At 38.8% G+C, this 18,029-nt stretch carries 18 protein-coding genes; 6 read left to right on the top strand and 12 right to left on the bottom strand.

The genetic code is table 11. The features are described from left to right. Positions 1 to 179 precede the first annotated feature (179 nt). The 8 genes from VK91_RS16985 to VK91_RS17020 all read right to left on the bottom strand — a co-directional run bounded on the left by VK91_RS16985 (position 180) and on the right by VK91_RS17020 (position 6,932). Positions 180 to 1,424, bottom strand: a complete 1,245-nt coding sequence (locus VK91_RS16985; RefSeq protein WP_048394485.1) for a methyl-accepting chemotaxis protein — start codon at positions 1,422 to 1,424, stop codon at positions 180 to 182. A gap of 159 nt (positions 1,425 to 1,583) precedes the next feature. Beyond that, a complete protein-coding gene (gene aspA / locus VK91_RS16990; protein ID WP_004230240.1) occupies positions 1,584 to 3,002 on the bottom strand; it encodes an aspartate ammonia-lyase in 1,419 nt (472 codons plus the stop codon). Between the two features lie 155 nt (positions 3,003 to 3,157). Continuing rightward, positions 3,158 to 3,787 carry an NAD(P)-dependent oxidoreductase gene (locus VK91_RS16995; RefSeq protein ID WP_048394487.1) on the bottom strand — a complete coding sequence of 210 codons (630 nt, stop codon included), beginning with the start codon at positions 3,785 to 3,787 and terminating at the stop codon, positions 3,158 to 3,160. A gap of 70 nt (positions 3,788 to 3,857) precedes the next feature. Further along, positions 3,858 to 4,271 carry an Rrf2 family transcriptional regulator gene (locus tag VK91_RS17000; protein WP_048394490.1) on the bottom strand — a complete coding sequence of 138 codons (414 nt, stop codon included), beginning with the start codon at positions 4,269 to 4,271 and terminating at the stop codon, positions 3,858 to 3,860. 105 nt (positions 4,272 to 4,376) lie between these two features. Beyond that, on the bottom strand, positions 4,377 to 4,583 hold the full coding sequence (locus VK91_RS17005; RefSeq protein WP_036080672.1) for a hypothetical protein: 207 nt from the start codon (positions 4,581 to 4,583) through the stop codon (positions 4,377 to 4,379). Between the two features lie 45 nt (positions 4,584 to 4,628). Beyond that, positions 4,629 to 4,814 carry a hypothetical protein gene (locus tag VK91_RS17010; RefSeq protein WP_048394492.1) on the bottom strand — a complete coding sequence of 62 codons (186 nt, stop codon included), beginning with the start codon at positions 4,812 to 4,814 and terminating at the stop codon, positions 4,629 to 4,631. Positions 4,815 to 4,998: 184 nt separating this feature from the next. Continuing rightward, positions 4,999 to 5,976, bottom strand: a complete 978-nt coding sequence (locus VK91_RS17015) for a thymidylate synthase (protein ID WP_048394494.1) — start codon at positions 5,974 to 5,976, stop codon at positions 4,999 to 5,001. 47 nt (positions 5,977 to 6,023) lie between these two features. Beyond that, entirely contained in the window at positions 6,024 to 6,932 is a 909-nt protein-coding gene (locus tag VK91_RS17020) for a hypothetical protein (RefSeq protein ID WP_048394496.1), read from the bottom strand. Positions 6,933 to 7,122: 190 nt separating this feature from the next. Between VK91_RS17020 and VK91_RS17025 the strand changes: the two genes are divergently transcribed. The 3 genes from VK91_RS17025 to VK91_RS17035 all read left to right on the top strand — a co-directional run bounded on the left by VK91_RS17025 (position 7,123) and on the right by VK91_RS17035 (position 10,346). Further along, the gene (locus tag VK91_RS17025) at positions 7,123 to 9,315 is read left to right on the top strand and encodes an ATP-binding protein (RefSeq protein ID WP_048394498.1); all 2,193 of its coding nucleotides are present in this window, start codon (positions 7,123 to 7,125) and stop codon (positions 9,313 to 9,315) included. After that, complete coding sequence (locus VK91_RS17030; RefSeq protein ID WP_048394499.1) at positions 9,290 to 9,916, top strand: response regulator transcription factor; 627 nt, start codon at positions 9,290 to 9,292, stop codon at positions 9,914 to 9,916. The genes VK91_RS17025 and VK91_RS17030 overlap by 26 nt, the downstream gene beginning before the upstream one ends. A gap of 229 nt (positions 9,917 to 10,145) precedes the next feature. Beyond that, a complete protein-coding gene (locus VK91_RS17035) occupies positions 10,146 to 10,346 on the top strand; it encodes a cold-shock protein (RefSeq protein WP_004230248.1) in 201 nt (66 codons plus the stop codon). A 130-nt stretch (positions 10,347 to 10,476) separates the two neighbouring features. On the opposite strand, the gene VK91_RS17040 is transcribed toward VK91_RS17035, so the two are convergent. After that, positions 10,477 to 11,775 (bottom strand): hypothetical protein, encoded by a 1,299-nt coding sequence (locus VK91_RS17040; protein WP_048394501.1) that lies wholly within the window; start codon positions 11,773 to 11,775, stop codon positions 10,477 to 10,479. Positions 11,776 to 11,925: 150 nt separating this feature from the next. Here VK91_RS17040 and VK91_RS17045 point away from each other — a divergent pair, with 150 nt between their 5' ends. Further along, entirely contained in the window at positions 11,926 to 13,455 is a 1,530-nt protein-coding gene (locus VK91_RS17045; RefSeq protein ID WP_048394502.1) for an AbgT family transporter, read from the top strand. Positions 13,456 to 13,468: 13 nt separating this feature from the next. Then, positions 13,469 to 14,659 (top strand): amidohydrolase, encoded by a 1,191-nt coding sequence (locus VK91_RS17050; protein WP_048394504.1) that lies wholly within the window; start codon positions 13,469 to 13,471, stop codon positions 14,657 to 14,659. 189 nt (positions 14,660 to 14,848) lie between these two features. On the opposite strand, the gene ccsB is transcribed toward VK91_RS17050, so the two are convergent. Next, a complete protein-coding gene (gene ccsB, locus VK91_RS17055) occupies positions 14,849 to 16,018 on the bottom strand; it encodes a c-type cytochrome biogenesis protein CcsB (protein ID WP_048394507.1) in 1,170 nt (389 codons plus the stop codon). Positions 16,019 to 16,361: 343 nt separating this feature from the next. On the opposite strand from ccsB, the gene VK91_RS17060 reads away from it, so the two are divergent. Next, positions 16,362 to 17,099: a bifunctional 2-polyprenyl-6-hydroxyphenol methylase/3-demethylubiquinol 3-O-methyltransferase UbiG gene (locus tag VK91_RS17060; RefSeq protein WP_048394510.1), complete on the top strand. Its 738-nt coding sequence runs from the start codon at positions 16,362 to 16,364 to the stop codon at positions 17,097 to 17,099. 14 nt (positions 17,100 to 17,113) lie between these two features. Here the strand turns inward: VK91_RS17060 and VK91_RS17065 are convergent, their stop codons facing one another. Continuing rightward, positions 17,114 to 17,548 carry a GNAT family N-acetyltransferase gene (locus VK91_RS17065; protein ID WP_048394512.1) on the bottom strand — a complete coding sequence of 145 codons (435 nt, stop codon included), beginning with the start codon at positions 17,546 to 17,548 and terminating at the stop codon, positions 17,114 to 17,116. Then, on the bottom strand, positions 17,545 to 18,027 hold the full coding sequence (locus VK91_RS17070; RefSeq protein WP_048394606.1) for a GNAT family N-acetyltransferase: 483 nt from the start codon (positions 18,025 to 18,027) through the stop codon (positions 17,545 to 17,547). The genes VK91_RS17065 and VK91_RS17070 overlap by 4 nt, the downstream gene beginning before the upstream one ends. Positions 18,028 to 18,029: the final 2 nt, after the last annotated feature.

Below are 18,029 nucleotides of genomic sequence, written 5' to 3' on the forward strand. Positions count from 1 at the left end.
AGTTTACTAAATAAATAATAAAAAAAGAGGCATATTTTACAGAAAATTGGTCGTCTGTAAAAAAGCCTCTTCTCGAATATGTGACAGGAAGATAAAAATTATACTAAAAAACTTATAAAATTATTAATATGTGATAGTTATTTCAGGGCTAAAAAATCTTGAAAATATCAATTTTTTACCTAGACATGAAATTGATTTGTTAACTTTTGTAAGTTATCCGCTTGGACACTTAAATCCTGTGTGACATGATTAACTGCTTGCATTGAGGCTGTTTGCTCATCCATTGAATGTAAAACAGCTTCTGTATAATTCGATAGCTTGCCCATGCCAGCTGCGATGGTTGTCACAGTGGATGCCACTTCATTGGCGCTACTTGAAAGCTGCTCAGCTGTCGTCGAAATATCCTCCAGCTGACTTGTCATCTGACTAACATGCTGTGAAATTGTGCCAAATGATTTTGTCGCTTCGTCAATGACATACACTCCTTGTTGAACATTTTTCAAATCATCTTCTACTGATGAGGCTACTTGTTTTGTATCACTTTCTATTCCTACAACTAAATCCACAATTTGCGTAGCAGAGTGCTTTGATTGTTCTGCTAATTGACGCACTTCTTCAGCTACAACGGCGAAGCCTTTACCATGCTCCCCAGCGCGTGCTGCTTCTATGGCCGCATTTAATGCTAGTAGATTTGTTTGATCTGTAATGGTAGTAATCATATCTGTCATTGATTTAATATCTGACATTTTAAGGGATAATTGCTGCATCAATCCACTTGTTTTTTCTGTTGAAGAGGAAATAAATTGCATTTGCTCTTTTGCCACATGTAAAATATTTGCACCATTTCCTGCTATCTCGCTAGCATCTTTCGCATGCACAAACACATCTTGTGTGGCTACTGTAATTCGCTCAATGCCATCAACGGTTTCTTGCATAGATTTAGCACTATCATTAGCCGATTGTGCTGCTTGCTTCAAGCCCTCTGACGTCTTCTCCATTTGTTGATCTACTTCTTCCACAGCAAGTGTAATTTCATTCGTACTCGCAGATAATTCCTCGATGCTTGCCGATAAATCTGTAGAGCTGTGCGCAATTTTTTGTGTCATTGTTCGTAATTGTTCCTGCATCTCTAAAAAGGATTGTGCTAGTTGAGAAATTTCACCATTATCACGAACCTCAATGACAACGGTATCTAATTGACCTGCCGTAATTCCTTGTGCAGCCTCTGTGATTTGTTTGATAGGCTGTATCACTTTGTAGTGGACATACACTGTGTAAGATAGTGTAATAGCAATTCCTACAATCGTTAACACGGTAGAAAACCAATCTAATGTCGTTACATTGGCTAAATCGATAAATAAAATAACGATCATTAAAACATTTAAAACGGAAAAGCCAAGTAAACTCTTTTTTCGTAAACTCATTACAAATTCCCCCAACTAAAATATGTCTTCCATACCATTATTATAGTTGAATAATCCTAAAATACATAAGGATACGCTCTATTTTATATGAGAAAAGGTCTACAAAAAAAGACTATAGACAGCCTTTTAGGGCATGTCTACAGTCCATTACTGCCTGTTTTATTTTAATTTCATGATACTTGAACCCGCAATACCTGGGTGTGTCATTTCATATGGATCTAAAATTAAGTCTAATTGTTCTTTTGTTAGGACGCCTTCTTCAATGCAAAGCTCACGAATTGAACGACCTGTTAAAATAGCTTCACGTGCTAGACGAGCAGCTACTTCATAACCGATGTGAGGGTTAACTGCGGTTAGCACGCCTACACTTTTTTCTACATATTCTTTCATGCGCTCTTCATTTGCTTCAATATCTTTTAAGCAGTTTTCTGTAAACGCACGGAATACATTATTCATAATGCTAATCGATTGGATTAGGTTGAACACTAATACAGGCTCCATTACGTTTAATTCTAATTGACCAGCTTCCGATGCTAGAGAAATTGTATGGTCATTCCCAATTACTTGGAAGGCTACTTGATTCAGCACCTCAGGCATAACTGGGTTAACTTTACCTGGCATAATTGAAGAACCTGGTTGACGAGCTGGTAACAGGATTTCTCCTAAGCCTGCGCGAGGACCAGAAGCCATTAAACGCAAGTCATTAGCAATTTTAGACATATTAATCATACAGATTTTTAAAGCGCCTGATACTTCTGTGTAGGCATCTGTATTTTGTGTTGCATCCACTAAATGTGTTGCACCTTTTAATGGTAAACCAGAAATTTCAGCAAGATGCTCATCAACAGATTTAATGTAGTCTGGGAAGGCATTTAAGCCTGTTCCGACAGCCGTTGCACCCATGTTCACATCATATAAATTCGGGCGAGTTTGACGAATGCGTACGATGTCACGGTTGATCACGCGGCAATAAGCTTCAAACTCTTGTCCTAAGCGGATTGGCACGGCATCCTGTAAATGCGTACGTCCCATTTTAATGACATGAGCAAATTGCTCTGCTTTTTGATGGAAAACGGATTGCATATAATCCATCGTTACTAATAATTCATCTATTAAATTTAACACAGCGATATGAATAGCTGTTGGGAAAGCATCATTTGTTGATTGTGACATATTGACATGACTGTTTGGGCTTACTGTGTGATAGTCACCTTTTTCTTTCCCTAAAATTTCTAGGGCACGGTTAGCGATGACCTCATTGGCATTCATATTGATGGATGTACCTGCACCACCTTGAATTGGGTCTACAATAAATTCAGCATCCCATTTGCCATCAATCACTTCTTGCGCTGCTTCGACAATTGCCTCACCAATTTCTTTTGATAATAGGTGTACTTCCATATTACTTAATGCAGCTGCCTTCTTCACAATCCCCATTGCTTTAATAAGTGATGAGTGAATTGTGTAGCCTGTAATTGGGAAGTTTTCCGTAGCACGTAGTGTTTGAATTCCGTAATACGCCTCTGCTGGTAATACGCGCTCACCTAAAAAATCTTTTTCTATTCGTTGTGTTGACATTATTGTCGTCTCCTTTTATGTAATACTCACACTTGATAGTAGCTAATAAAAGTCGTATTGTAAACAGTCATTTTTCTGTAAACGAAAAAAATCCTTCAAAAAAGCAAAAAAATCACAAAAAACCGAGCGCATTTCCTACGCTCGGTTGCATTTTATTATTTATTTGACGTTACTGTGAAACGGCTATTAACGTGCTGTGGGTTTTCTAATTCATCGACGACAGCCACTGCGTAATCGGCGTAGCTGACATAGCTTTCCCCCGCGTCATTTACTAATAAGTGGTCGACTCCTGCGGTATAGTGACCTGTACGTGGTCCTTCTGGATCGAAAAATGCAGATGGACTAATAAATGTCCAAGTAATGGATGATTGTTGTAAATCCTGTAGGTTTTGTCCTTGATTTTGCGCTGTTGCTAAATACATGGCTGGGAAATCTGGTGTATCCATCACACGCACTTTTTTCTCTGGGTCCACAAATAGGCTGCCCGCTCCCCCTACAACCACTAATTTTGTAGGAATACCTTGGAAAATCGAGATCAAATGACGACCCGCTTTGACATGTAAATCTTCTTGTCCAGCTGGAGCACCGAATGCATTGACAACGACATCGAAGCCTTTTACATCATCTTGCGTCACATCAAACACATCTTTTTCAATTACTGGAATAGCAGCTGTCACTTTTGCTGCTGAACGAACGATGGCTGTGACCTCATGACCACGTTGTACCGCTTCCTCTACTATTTTTTGTCCAGCTTTTCCTGTTGCACCAATTACGGCAATTTTCATGATTTATTCCTCCTAAGGTTTAGTTGTAACCATTTTAGTTACAGGTTAGATACAAGAAGACCATCTCCGTCTAAGTACGAAGCTGATCTAGCACATCCTGTAGCGTCTGTGCTTGTAATTGCTCTTCCATTGCCAGCCACACAGATGTATAGACACCCTCTAATGTATGCTTGATTTTTTGACCTACTGCACACGCTGGATTGGGCTCATCATGAATGGCAAATAACTGCTCTGGCCCATCAATTGCCTGATAAATCGCTAGCAGTGTTAAATCCTTTGGCTCTACTAATAGCTCATAGCCAGCCATGCCAGAATGAGAAGAAAGTAAGCCAGCTTTTTTTAGCACACCAATCATTCTTCTTACGACTACTGGATTGGTATTCACACTACCAGCTATAAAATCGGACGTAAGGAGACTTTTATCAGAGGTTGTAGCAATGAGCGAAAGAATATGGATCGCCACCGAAAATCGACTGTTCACCATATGTATCACCACCTGTTGTAACTATTATAGTTACAGGTGTACAAAAAAGTCAAGCCCTGTCACCTGTATATATTGTTCCCCGTTATGCTGTTGCTAATGTATCGCTTATATTTTTTTTACGTAAATGACTAATTCCTGTCGTATTTGACCGTTGTCCTCATAAAAATCTAAATTATGAAATTCATATTTAAAGTGACCTACAGGAAATGTCACACTTTCTCCTTGCGCTGCTGCCAAAATGCCTGCTACATCTTGTGACACCATATGTAGCAGCTCTTCCCCAGAATAAGAATCGATAAAAATAACGTTCATAAAAAAACACCTCCATAGCCATTATAGCTTAGGAGGCGCTTACATTTATAGTGTATCTTTATAACCTTTCAAACGAATCTCTTCGATGATTTGCATCATTTCTTGAATTTGTTGCTGCGACAATTCGATCTTGTTACAAGAATATGCATGTTGCACAGAACCCATGCTTTGTTCTGGCTCGCTTTGCTGTCGATCATATTCATCTACTAGAAGTACCATTGTATTTTTCACAACTATCACCCCTACAATATAATGGACTATTCCCATTATACCAAATAATGCTAATTATACCATAATAACTATAATCAAATTCTTTTCATCCAGTCATCCAACTACTTGCCTATTACGTAAAACAAATAGTTAGACCTAGATCTTTGTTTGAAAAAAACAGCAACCAAAATGGCTGCTGTTAGCATTATACGGCAATTGGTGCTTTAATCGCAGGATGTGGATCATATCCTTCAATCGATAAATCCTCAAGCTCTATATCAAAGATGGATGCTTTATTTGGATTGATGTGCAATGTTGGTAGGTTTCTTGGCTCACGTGATAGCTGTTCTTTCACTTGCTCCACATGGTTTGCATAAATATGTGCATCCCCAATGCTATGAATAAATTCGCCAACCTCTAGGCCACACTCATGTGCGATCAAATGTGTTAATAAGGCGTAAGACGCAATATTGAATGGACAGCCTAATAATGTATCAAGGCTTCTTTGCATTAACTGGCAGCTTAATTTACCATTTGCTACATAAAATTGGAACATCACATGGCACGGTGGTAATGCAGCTTTACTGCCCTTTGCGCCCGCATTAATGACATCCTCAGGATTCCATGCATTGACAATGATACGGCGTGAATCAGGTTGATGCTTAATCTGATGAATGACATCCTGTAGCTGATCAAGGCTATCGCCATCAGAGGTTGTCCAATGGCGCCATTGTTTGCCATAGACATTTCCGAGATCTCCATATTGCTGTGCAAAGTCATCGTCTGTTAAGACACGTTCACAAAATGAGGCAAGTTCTTTTTGATACAATGCGTTAAATGACTCGTCTACTAAACAGCGTCGACCAAAATCTGTCATATCAGGACCTTTATACTCATTAGATTCCACCCATTTTTTAAATGCCCATTCATCCCAGATGTGGTTATTATGCTGCAATAGGTAACGGATATTGGTATCCCCTTTAATGAACCATAATAATTCACTTGCTACAAGCTTAAAGGGCACACGCTTTGTCGTTAGAAGAGGAAAACCTTTGCTTAAATCAAAACGCATTTGATACCCAAAGACACTGTATGTACCTGTCCCCGTTCGGTCCTCTTTCTTTGTGCCATTTTCTAATATATGTTGTAGTAAATTTAAGTACGCGAATTCTGGATGCGTCATTTTTCTTCAACAGCTCCTTCAAGTTTGCTGTTGATCATTATACCATTTCACAACGAATTATTGTTGAGCTCCCTTGAAATTTCACTCTCTGTTGTGACAAAAAAAGTGGGCAGCAGGATGATATTTAATAAAACAGGTCCAACAATCACTAATAAATCAATGCCAGGACTAAAGTATAATCCAAATGCTGTAATCAGACCCGATAATACAAGGAACACGATTTGTGCGACAATGATCAAAATCGGCACCAATTGATACAGGTAATTGAGTTTACGGAACTGATGCATATTGTCTGGGTTTTTAATGATTTTCCTTTTTAACCGTCTGGATAAAATAAGACAAGCAAGCAGTTGGATAGCCATAAAGCAAAAATAAATGACACTGTATAAAAGCAACTGACTTTTTTGAATGGTGCCATCAAAATGGCCCACTCTTTGGTTTAATAACTCTTGGACTGCCCCCTCATAGACATATTCACGTTCACTTAAAAAAGTAAAGGGCTCCATAAAGCCAAGCGCTGTCCAATCCTTTGTATTGACAGTCCACTTGGATAATTTACTTGCTAAAATACGCAATTGAATAGGATCTTGCTCGCCAAACATCCCTACTAGATGACGATAGGGAATGGCTACTTTTAGCTGACCATCCTGCTTTTCTTGAAATAAATCCTGAATATAAAAGGTATAGGCAACATCGGATTTATTGGCCTCATAACGAGTCTCACCAATTTTCCAATGATTAGCTAAGGAAGCTTGAATGCCATTTTTCATTTCTGTATAGGGCATATCCTTATGTAAATGCTTCGGAATCTTATAGACAAAATGATGATCACTACCTATGAGACCAATTTCTACCTCGACTTTATCCTGATTCACCGTTTTGGCCTTCGTGGTCAATGGAATGGTGATCATAGCGATGAGAAAAAAAAGTAAAAGTGTTAAAATGCCTTTTTTCACGCAGAAGTCCCCCTATTCGTCACTAATGATTAAATTTACCCTATCATAGCCATGTCCGAAAACACTATTTCGTTATTCCGAAAAAACAATAGTGGTTTTCCGAAACTCGTTATTTCGGTATTCCAAATTTATCAATAATTAGCGATAATATATAGGAGATTATGATCATAAGCAAATTAGAGGTTTAACAATGAAAAAATGTACTTATTGTATTTTTCTTACATACTTAATACTCGGTATTTATGTGTTAGGTATTACCATCAAAACACCCTTTGTGAGTCTCACTCTCGATACGACAAAAGGTCAGCCTGTTTTTGTGGATAGCTATTACCCTCTATGGGCAGAGCAAAAAAATATTGAAAAAGGGGATATTATTGTGGCTATCGATGGGCAGCCAGCCATGGAGAATCGCTACGTTCAACAGCAAATGATCGTTAGAAGCGCCAATGCATTAACGATCCAAAAGGCTGATAAGAGTATTCAAACCATTGCTGTCAAACATCGAGACATGCCAGAAGAATTATATTTGCAAATTTTGTTCCCTATCTTTTATTTTTTCCTAGCTTTTGGTGTCGCACTTTATGTTTGGCGACGCAATCAAAATAATCTTTCAACGTTTTTATTGATCCTATTTTTATTAACTTGTTCGACCGCCTATATCAGTACTGGCGCATCAGCTAGAGGAAATATGATTGGGATGTTTGTCATTAGTAGCTGTATTATTTTATGCATGGTTCTCTTTATTCACTTTTTACAACACTTTTTCAAATACCTACAAATTAAGTGGACCTACCCTCACAGCAAATGGCTGTACTTATTAATACTGTTCATCCCTGGCTTTTATCTAATGGAGGAAGTTGAGCCATCATTACGTGAGTTCACACCTATATTGAACCTAAGTTTATTTGCTGTCCTGGTAGTCTATGCAATTTTTATTTTAGTAACGAGTTATTTACGTACTAAATTGGCCAAAATTCGTTTAATTGCGCTTGCCTTTATCGTGCCGTTTTTACCCTTTTTATTATTCTTCGTTACACCTGAAATATTAGGACATAAGCCGATATTACACGCTGAAATCGCCGCATTGTTTTTATTATTTATTCCGTTCTCTTTTCTGTTCATTCAGGTGAACGAACGATTATTCGATATTGAATACCAATTATCACGATTACGCTATTATTCAACGCTAGCCTTTTTCAGTGCGCTTCTGTTGACAGCAGGGATTGCCCTGTTATTCATGGGGGAGCTATCCATCGTCCATGTCACAAGTATTTTTTTACTTGTCTTTATGGTGATCATTGCAAGCTTTTATATAAAAGAACGCATTGATTTTAAGTATCGAAAAATTATCTTCTCTTCTACTGGAAATTATGTACATAATTTATATGCAGCCGTTCAGCGTATGGGCAAAGCAAAAAACCAACAAGAATTATTGGATCGTTTTAAATATGAAATCACCGAGAAGCTTGGAACCACAGCGTTTCATATCCGGACAATAACAGACGATTCTCCACAGCATGTAAGCTACTATCCGCAATTACTGTTACATGATGCTGGTGAGGAAAAGATTATGTTAGAAATACGCCATGCTCTGCAAAAGGAAGAGCTGCTTTGGTTAGAATTGCTTGCACTGTATGTGTCCATGTTTATCAATAACTTACAGCAAATTGAGGATTTAGTGCGTGAAATTCAGCATATAAAAAATACCAGTGATACACCGCTTCCTTGGCTCGATAAATTGCTATGGAATATTATTGAGAAGGAAAAGAGTATTTTAGCACAGGAATTACATGATACCATTTTGCAGGAGCAGCTTCATTTAGCCAGAGAACTTGATGTCCTAGCTGGCTCCCCTACTATTCAGAAGGAGACCGTGCTAGCTATACGCGAGCAGCTATTGAATGCAACGAAGGACTTACGAGAATATTGCGAGAACTTAAGTCCCCCACTATTGGATACCTTTGGTTTACAAATGGCATTAAAAAAACTCATTCAAAAGGTAAAAATAAGGGCTGATTTTTTATTAAGCGCCCAAATTGATCGTGTAGAATTTCAGGATGTCACCCTGCATCTCGTAGTCTATCGTCTTGTTCAGGAGCTGTTAAATAATGCAATCAAGCATGCTGAAGCAACAGAGGTTTCGCTTCAATTACAAGCAATCCCTCAAGGCTTTATCCTTCGATACGATGATAATGGTATAGGCTGCGACATTGACGATTTAATACAGTCCTCTGCATCAATGGGCATTAATGGCATTCGCGAACGTGTCCGTGCTTTTAATGGTGACATTACCATTCAATCGAGCCTTAACGAGGGCATGCATATTTATATACAAATACAAGAGGACGGGGATTCATATGATGAACATACTTATTATAGATGACCATCCTGTCGTTTTAGATGGTACGAAAACATTGTTGCAGGATTTAGCCAATGTTCAAATCGAAACAGAACAGGATTGCGCAGCCGTTTTATCAAGAATGGATACAGCTACCTTTCAGTTGTTTCTCATTGATATCAATATGAAGCCAATCAACGGCATTCAACTATCAGAGATGATTAAGAAAAAACAAGCAGATGCATTGATTATTCTTTACACAGGCTACGAACTTTCCGATTATTATGAGCTATTGATTGAGAAAAAAATTGACGGTCTATTATCAAAGCTAGCGACAAAGGAGCAAGTGATCCAAACCATTCAAGCAGCCATAAGAGGTGAGATTTTACTAGCAGCCGATTTCTTAGACTTTGTTCAGCAACGCACCAACCTGCCGAATGTGCAGCAGGAGGTTCTACTGAGCGATAAGGAACAGGAAATACTACAGCTCGTTGCCCAAGGCTGTACAAATAAAGCCATCGCCTCTGCAATTGGTGTCACCCAGCGCACGGTGGAGAACTATTTATCGAAGCTATTCGTCAAGCTGAATGTAGAATCGCGGGCAGAGGCTGTCATTGTTGCGAAGGAAAAAGCATGGATTAAATAATGAGGAAATAGCGTTTCTTTACTATTAGATTACAAATGTAAATTTTTCCTTACTAAAAACGGAATTTACTGGATATACAAACAATTCTGTACTATAATAAGGGTAATAATTACATTACTTCATTGCTATGATTAAAAACACGTATTCAAAAGTAATACGAGCTTTTGAATACGTTTTTTATATGTGATAGAAGCAATTGATTGTTGAATTTTTTTGGGAGGGTGTTTACATGACACAAGGTACAGTAAAATGGTTTAACGCAGAAAAAGGTTTTGGCTTCATCGCAGTTGAAGGTGGCAATGATGTATTCGTACATTTCTCAGCTATCCAATCTGATGGCTTCAAAACTTTAGAAGAGGGCCAAAAAGTTGAATTCGGCGTAGAAGAAGGCAGCCGTGGACCTCAAGCAACGAATGTAGTGAAACTATAATCTTCACTTAACATAGACGTGCATATAAAAAGAGACATTCGTAAATGGATGTCTCTTTTTCCTGTGTCAGGATTTATTCATCCTATCAACTTGCACAGGTAGCCCCACCGTATGAACCATTCCATCCTGACTAATATAAATGAATTTGATAATACTTTTTTGGGCGTCCACGCGTGGTGGACGTGTTGCTTGGTAATTCGTGTGCTAAATTTTTCTCATGGAGCTGCTTTAAAATACGGTTTGCAGAGCGTACCGTAATGCCAAGATGTGTACTGAGCAGTTCTCCACTGACGATCGTTGTCGTTAGTTTTTCCAGCATCGCTTCTATTTTTTGTAATTGTAATAAGGGAATATCATATGTCGTACTTAAATTTTTTAGATGCTGTTGTTTTTCATCGTCAAACTGTAGCATCGTTCCATATAGTAAAGGCCCAATTTCTCGTGAATTTTCAATAATGTATCCCTGTGTTTCCTTTGAAGAGCAGAGGGTTGCGGCTTTTTTAGCAAACTCCTGACTTTCAATTAGTGAGTCACCAATTCCCCACCCTATTCTGACAGGAAACGATAGCTTCTCATTTAAAAAATCAACTAAATGACAATGTGAATAACGATTCGTTGTACTTAAAAATTGCTTATACGTCGTGATAATTGCAATAAACGATGCCTCACGATGTACGATAAATGAGCTAGCATACAGTTGTTTGAAATCTAATATAGTTTTATATAAGGCAATTTGCCGATATTCTAGGTCTTCTATATTCGATTTATCTATCGGAATTAAAATATGCACTACCACTACTTTATTTTGGTTAAGCTGTCGAATTCGCAGTTGATTGAGAAAATGATCTAATGTTAATTGCATGGCATATTGAGACGGGTAAAAAGCGATAAATGGTATATTTTGATCAGCTAAGCGCTCACGTATTTCTGCAATGCGGGTAAAGCTCAAATCAACTTTGTTTTCCTTATGCAATTGTAGATGCCATTCAGCAGCTTTATCGACAATATCGCTACTTGCGTACTCGCTCATCGTTTGGCTAAAAAGATAAGGTTTTTTTCCTATCGACCATTCATGAATGCCCAAATAGCCGTTTTCCTCATAGCAAAAGTCGATGGCAATGCGATTCATAGCAATCTTTTTCTCATAAAAAAGCTCCGTAACGGTACGGTAAAAATCACGCTCTGAAATATCAAAATAATGCATGGGTACCGTTGCTTCTTGAAAATGCGTTTGAGCATAAAAATATGGAATTTGTCCGCTAAAAAGCGCTCCATCTCCCCCTTCCAAATACTTTTCTAAAAGCTCATTCAAATGTTCAAAATCAGTATAAGCATAGTAATGAAATTCACAAAAAGAGGGTTTAATTTTTTCAAGCTGTTGAACCCATGAAAGTGAGCGTTTAGCGGTAAAAACATTAATTTTATACATACATATAGCTCCTTAATAAAAAATAAATATTGAAAATAGTCAGAAAATATGGTTTCTTTGTATAAAGGACATAGATTTTCGATGTCTTAAAATAGAGACATTGGATTTTTAAAGGTTAAGTCTAATAAAGTATAAAAGGAGATGAAATTTATGCAAGGGAATTCACAAACAATTAAGAAAAAATCTTGGATTGACAATATGTTAGATAAAATCGAGCGTGCAGGTAATAAGCTACCAGACCCTATCACGTTATTTATTATTCTAGCAGGTATAGTACTAGTTTTATCATGGGTTTTATCCATGCTCGGTATTTCAGCAGTTCAACCTGGGACCGAAGATGTCATTCAAGTAAAAAATTTGCTAAGTCAAGAAGGACTTATCTTAATTTTAACGCAGATGGTTTCAACATTTACAGGTTTCGCTCCATTAGGGCTAGTAATCGTGACCATGATTGGTATTGGTTTAGCTGAGCAAACAGGCTTAATTTCAGCTGTCATGAAGAAAATTGTGATGTCAGCACCTACAAAATTAATTGTACCTTTTATCATTTTTACAGGTTTAGTTGGTAACTTAGCGGCTGACGCGGCATTTATCATTTTACCACCAATTGCAGCCATGATTTTTATGAGTATTGGTCGAAATCCATTAGCAGGCTTAATTATTACATATGCAGCTGTAGCTGGAGGCTTCAGTGCGAACATATTAATTAGCTCTCTAGATGTATTATTATTAGGGATTACAGAATCAGCAGCACAAATAGCAGACCCCGCGTACACTGGTCGTGCAACGATGAACTACTATTTCTTAATTGCTTCGACGTTTTTATTAGTCATTATTGGTACATGGGTTGCAAAGAAGTTTACAGAGCCTCGCTTTGGTTCGTTTCACGGTGAAATTGAAAAGCTAGAGCCATTGACAGCTTTAGAGAAGAGAGGATTAAAGTGGGCTGGAATCGTAACGCTAGTTTATATTTTAGTCATTGCTTTTACAGTCATACCTTCGAACGGTCTTTTACGAGATCCCGCCACAGGTGGCTTTTTAAACTCACCTTTCATGGCAGGCATTGTACCTATCATGTTATTCTTCTTCCTATTACCTGGGCTTGCCTATGGGATAGCAGCGAAGGAGGTTAAAAACGATAAGGAAGTTGCAGAGAAAATTTTTAAATCCATTGCAGATATGGCACCATTTATTGTATTAGCATTTGCCGCTTCACAAATGATTGCCTTTTTCAACTGGAGCAATATTGGTTCTATTTTAGCCATTAAAGGTGCAGAGCTTTTACAAGCATTGAATTTTACAGGTTTACCAATGATGATAGGTTTTGTTTTAATATGTGCCTTTGTCAACCTATTAATCGCCAGTGCTTCTGCAAAATGGGCTTTACTTGCACCAATTTTCGTACCAATGTTCTTATATTTAGGCTATTCCCCAGCGGTTACGCAGATGGCCTATCGTGTAGGGGATTCGATTACAAATCCAATTACCCCTATGTTACCGTATTTCGCAATTTTACTATCTTTTGCAAAGCGCTATGATAAAAATATCGGTATAGGTACGCTTATCTCTTCTTTATTACCGTTCTCGGTGTTTTTCGCAATCGGTTGGATTATCCTCTTCGCCATTTGGTTCCTACTAGGTTTACCGCTTGGCCCTGGAGATTATATTTACTTAAAATAAGGAGTGTTAGAGAATGACAACATTACAACAACAGTTAGCAGATTTATTAAAACATTATGAAGAAGAGACAATACAGCTTCGTCGTCATTTCCATGAAAATCCTGAGCTTTCCTTTGAGGAAGTTGAAACGCCAAAAACCATTGCTGCCTTTCATCGTGCATTAGGTCATGAGGTTCGTGAAGGTGTAGGTGGCAATGGAGTTGTGGCAAAGCTAGTTGGTGGAAAACCAGGGAAAACAGTAGCGTTACGAGCAGACTTTGATGCTTTAGCCATTACGGAAGAAACCGGCTTACCTTTCCAATCGAAAATTAAAGGGCGTATGCATGCTTGTGGCCATGATGGACACACAGCTTCCCTCTTAATCTTAGCGAAGGCGTTTAATCAAATGAAGGATGATTTAGAAGGAACAATCGTCTTTATTCATCAGCATGCTGAGGAGCTTGCGCCAGGTGGAGCTATTTCGATGATTAGAGATGGCTGCTTAGAAGGTGTAGATGTTATTTTTGGGACACATTTATGGGCACCCACTGATCTTGGCAAAGTGCAAACAGCTAAAGGACCATTAATGGCTGCAGCAGATGGTATTTATATAACGATAAAAGGCAAGGGCGGCCATGGTTCAAACCCAAGTGACACCAAGGACTCCATTGTCCTTGCAGCTCAGTTTATTACAAATTTACAGCAGCTTGTGGCACGTCGCATCAACCCATTACGTCCAGCAGTAGTATCAATTGGCCATATTGAGGCATTAAATCCATTCAACGTCATTGCTGATCAAGTGTACATGAAGGGTACGGTGCGCACTTTCCACGAGGAGGAGCGTAGTTTGTTAGAGCATGAAATCGAAGAGCTTTTAAAGGCAACTTGTTATTTAACAAAAGCCGATTACGAGTATGAATATGTGCGAGGCTATCCGCCTGTTGTGAACCATGATGCAGAGACTGAGCATATAATGGCGTCCGCAGAGAAAATTGCAGATGTTGAGACTGTTGAAATAGTTGATCCCAATATGGGCGGTGAGGACTTTGCCTATTTCTTAGAGGAAATCCCCGGTGCGTTTTTCTTCACAGGGGCGAAAAACCCTGATTGGGAGGAAGTCTATCCACACCATCATCCAAAATTCGATATCGACGAGCGCTCATTACGAATTGCCGCCAACGTTTTAGGTCAAGCAACGCTAGACTACTTCGCAAAAAATAATTAATAAAAAGCATTACGAAGTGCTACATGCATTTCGTAATGCTTTTTTCGGTTGAATATTTTAATAAGAAGAATAGGATGGCCAAAGCTAAGAGGTTCTCTGACTAGTTTGAGCGCTCTCTCCTCACTTTAGACTTCGGGCTCCTCCTCACTCAGTCAGGATTACTTAGGAGTCAAGACCCCCTACCTCTAACTAGGCATAAGAATGTAAGCCGGCAATGACTAGATTGACAAATACTTGGTTGAACACAATAATGCCGAAGCCGATGATGGCCAACCAGGCTGTTTTTTCTCCTTCCCAGCCTTTGGATAAGCGAAAATGGAGGAAGGCTGCGTAGAATAAAAAGGTAATTAATGCCCACACCTCTTTCGGGTCCCAGCCCCAATAGCGACTCCAGGCAATTTGCGCCCAAATCATGGCGAATAGCAGGCCACCTAATGCAAATAATGGGAAGCCGATAACAACTGCGCGATAGGAAATCTCATCCATTAATTGTGGCTGTACGCGGCTTGTCCATGGCTTTAATAAGGCACTCACTGATTTTCTTGTGATGAATCGAATGACACCATATAAAATAGTACCCACGATAAATGCCCAGACAATCGAGTTTAATTTCTTGGCATCTATTTTATTTGTGATTTCGACACCACCGATTGCTTCACCCTTCTCGGTGACGGCTCCTTTACTGACAATCAGGGGCATCATGGAGTAAGTGGCTTTTTCTTGCTGTCCCTGTGCATTATCGAATTGTACCTGCACCTCTTCTGTGGCAAGGCTGAAAAACGTCGATACGCCAATAAAGCCAATGACAACCACCAAACAATACAACACAAACTCAAGACCGTATGTACTGATAGTTTTTTTGGAAACATCCAGCGTTCTTAATAAGTAAATTAAACCTGTAGCAAAGGATACAGATAAAATGGCACTAGAAAAGGCCACAGTCATGACATGAATTGTTAACCAGTGACTTTGTAATGATGGAACAAGCGGCGATACTTCCTTCGCGAAAACGCTTCCATAACCAAGGATGATTAAGGATACAGGAATCGTGAATAAGCCAACCACGATTTGCTTATATAAGAAATGGATAATTAAGTAACTTCCTGTAAGCATGATGCCAAAGAACGTCATAAATTCATACATATTACTGACAGGTGCATGGTCAACCGCCATCCATCTGACAACAAAGTACACGAGCTGTAGGGCAAAGGCTATATAAGTGAGCAATAGTCCTAGCTTACCGAATGTTTTTCTCTTTGATTTGACTGCTAGCCCTAATGGCACAATAGCAATGAGTAGTAGAATAAAGGCAATAAATAAGGCATTGCTACTAATGGATAATAAACTTTCTTGATTCAATAGAATCCCTCCAACGTCTCTTTTTCGGAATATGCTTCCAAATAGTAAGAACGTTATAGCGTGTAAGAAGTGCCATGTTTTCCCTTTAAATATTTTTATTTTTTCAAATTGTTACATTTTTATGACATGGAAATGGGGATGTGCTTGGTAGGATCAATCATTATGTAGAGGGAACGATAAAATATCCCATTAAATGGAAGATGACTGTATCAAAAAATGGTATGCCTCTATCTACATCTTACAAAAAATTGTAATAAAAGTCTATTTCTTTTTCTATCTACATGGGACAATAATGATGCGCACAAATAACATAACGTTATGTTTCATAAACTGGAGGCTTTTAATGAAACAAAATATTTATGATAATCCGATATTTTTTCATCAATACAAGACATTGAGACAAAAAGCATCTAATTATAACCGTCTTTTGGAGCAGCCCACGATGAAGGCTTTACTTCCACCGTTGACAAATTTACAGGTACTCGATATTGGCTGTGGTATGGGGGATTTCGCCAAGTATTGTATCGACCATCAAGCCAAGCACGTAACCGCATTAGATGTTTCGAGCAATATGCTGTCCGTCGCTAAACAGGAGCATGCCCACCCACAAATTGACTATCGGCTACAGGCAATAGAGGATTATGAAGCTCCTTCGGCTAGCTTTGATTGTATAACCAGCTCCCTATCTCTTCATTATGTCAAAGATTTCGATGCGGTCATTGGTCAAATTGCTCACATGCTACGTCCTAACGGTGTATTTATCTTCTCTGTGGAGCATCCTATTGCTACAGCTCGTCATACAACGGATGATAATTGGGTATATGATGACAATCATCAACGTTTACACTATGCTGTGGATCATTACCAGGAAGAAGGCTTGCGTGAGCAAACATGGTTGGTGGATGGTGTTGTCAAATATCATCGCACTATAGCGACACTGGTCAATACATTGATTACCCATGGGTTAACCATTGATAAAATCGTAGAACCAATTCCAAGCACAGCAGCCATTCAACAACTTCCTTCTATTGAAAAGGAACTACGCAGGCCATCCTTTTTATTCATCAAAGCAAAAAAATAAACGAAAGCCTCACCCTATGTTTGTGGTGAGGCTTGTTTCATATAAATAATTTCCGGGTCTCCCTCATCCAAGTTGTCGATAAAACCGCTTTTGACAAAGCCTAGGTTATGAAAAAGCTGGTGCATACGCCTATTGGACTGATTTGTAGAGGAGAAAACCTTTGCTGTTTTAGCCATTTGGATATAAGCGGTCATTAAGGCCGATGCGATCCCCTTTCTTCGCTCGGACGGCTTGACAATGACTAAGGAAATAAAGCTATAGCCAAAAAAGTCATTGCTAAATAGCAAAAACCCCCCAATGGTATCGGCGGATTGGTATAGCAAACAGCGTTTCTCTTTGATAGCTTGCTGAATTTCTTCCGCTCTGGATGAATCTCCAATTACTTCTTGATCCATTGTACAAAGTGCTTGTAAATGCTCCATTCTTGCTTCAATTATATGATGGCTCAATTTTCAACCTCCTTCATATAATAGCTCATCACCTTTAGCTCATCTCGAAGTCCCATTGCCTGTCTGCCTTCATCGACAAAGCCACATCGCTTATAAAGTTCTTGAGCAGCTCTATTTGGTACATTGACCCCAAGCACCAGCTCATTGATGTATGGGAAATGCTTGCGAACAAAGTCAGGCAATAATTGAAGTGCTGTCTTGGCATAGCCTTTGCCCTGCTCATAAAAATCAGTGGAAAAGGAACGGATTAATAGCGCCTGTTCATTAGAGGAGTAAGGCGTCACCCCCTCTTTTTCATGTAAGACAAAGAACGTGACTAGCTTGTTACCGTCCATTGCTAAAATGGCATGTCGACTATTATCCTGCTTAGCAAGTGCAATGCTTTCTTTTGGAGACTTTGTATAGCGTAGCTGCTCTTCTGTTAGGGTATATTGTTCTACTAAATTTTTTGCTTTGTCCTCATAGAACATGAGCTGCATAG

This window comes from Lysinibacillus sp. LK3 (assembly GCF_001043675.1).
Lineage (GTDB): Bacteria > Bacillota > Bacilli > Bacillales_A > Planococcaceae > Lysinibacillus > Lysinibacillus capsici.